This is a genomic window from Lysobacter enzymogenes (assembly GCF_900106525.1).
Taxonomy (GTDB): domain Bacteria; phylum Pseudomonadota; class Gammaproteobacteria; order Xanthomonadales; family Xanthomonadaceae; genus Lysobacter; species Lysobacter enzymogenes.
The window spans coordinates 1-1,268 of record NZ_FNOG01000023.1 but is presented as its reverse complement, the minus strand read 5'-3'; the positions used below and the strand labels follow the sequence as shown (position 1 = coordinate 1,268).

Annotated in this window: 1 protein-coding gene; it reads left to right on the top strand. The window is 67.4% G+C overall.

Annotated features, from left to right (window positions below; all coding sequences use genetic code 11):
• Window positions 1-83: 83 nt before the first annotated feature.
• Window positions 84-1,268 (top strand): IS4 family transposase (locus BLU84_RS25350; protein WP_074873784.1); only part of this gene is annotated, 1,185 nt, incomplete at its 3' end.

The following is a 1,268-nucleotide window of genomic DNA, read 5'->3' as shown; positions in this document are numbered from 1 at the left end:
GAAAATCAATTGGGTAGGGCTTGAAGAGGCCTGCATGGGCGGGCACGTTGGTTGTCGCCAAACTGACCGATGTCCCCCTACCCATGCAGACCGTCCAATTCTTGCACGATGCCTTCGCCAAGGCACTCCTCACGATCCATGCCCGCCGTCTCGAAGCCCTGATGGCCGCGGTGGCCGCCCTGCTGCAAGGCCGCTGCCTGAGCCTGACCGCGCTGGGGCGCTTCCTGCCCGGCTCTGCCTATCCCAAGCATGCGATCAAGCGGGTCGACCGCCTGCTCGGCAATCGGCAGCTGCAGGCCGAGCGAGGGTTGTTCTACTGGGCCATGCTCCGCGCCTTGCTGGGGTCGCTCAAGCATCCGTCGATCCTGGTGGACTGGTCGCCGATCGATGCCGCCGGCAAGCTGTTCCTGCTGCGCGCCGCGATCCCGCTGGCCGGACGTTCGCTGCCGGTCTGTGAGGTCGTCCATCCGCGCGAGGGCTGCCCGCGTTGCCAGAAACGCCTGCTCGAGGCTCTCGCGGCGATGCTGCCGGCCGGCTGCACGCCCATCCTGGTCACCGATGCCGGTTTCCGGCGGCCCTGGTTCCAAGCCGTCGAAGCCATGGGCTGGCATTACGTCGGCCGTGTGCGCAATCGCGATCTGTGCCGATTCGGCGAGCAGCCCTGGCAGCCGGTGAAAAGCCTGTACGCCCTGGCCTCGGCATCGCCGAAACGGCTCGGCTGCCTCGAAATGACGCGCTCGGCGCCCTGGTCCACCCAACTCTACGCGGTAAAGCATGCGCCACGGGGGCGCAAGCACCGGCGTGTCACCGGAACCGTAGCCCGGGACAAGCGCAGCCGGCAAAACGCGCAGCGCGAAAGCGAGCCCTGGCTGCTGGCCAGCAACCTGCCCGAGGCGCAGTGGAATGCCGCGCAGGTCGCAGCGATCTACAAGCGGCGCATGCAGGTCGAGGAAGGCTTCCGCGACCTGAAGAGCCATCGGCTGGGGTTTGGCCTGGGGCTGCATCGAAGCCGCTGTCCGCGGCGCATCGAGATCCTGCTGCTGATTGCCGTGCTGGCCAGCTATGCGCTGTGCCTGCTGGGCCTGCAGGCGCGAGAGGCAGGGCACGAGCGGCGCTTTCAGAGCAACAGCGTCAAGGACCGGCACGTGCTGTCGCTGTGGCGGTTGGGACTGGAGTATGCAGGCACTTATGCGGGAGACATTTCCCGGGAGAGGCTGCGGGAGCTGGAGTTGGCCCTGCGGCGGGAGGTCCACCGGCAAGCCCAGGAG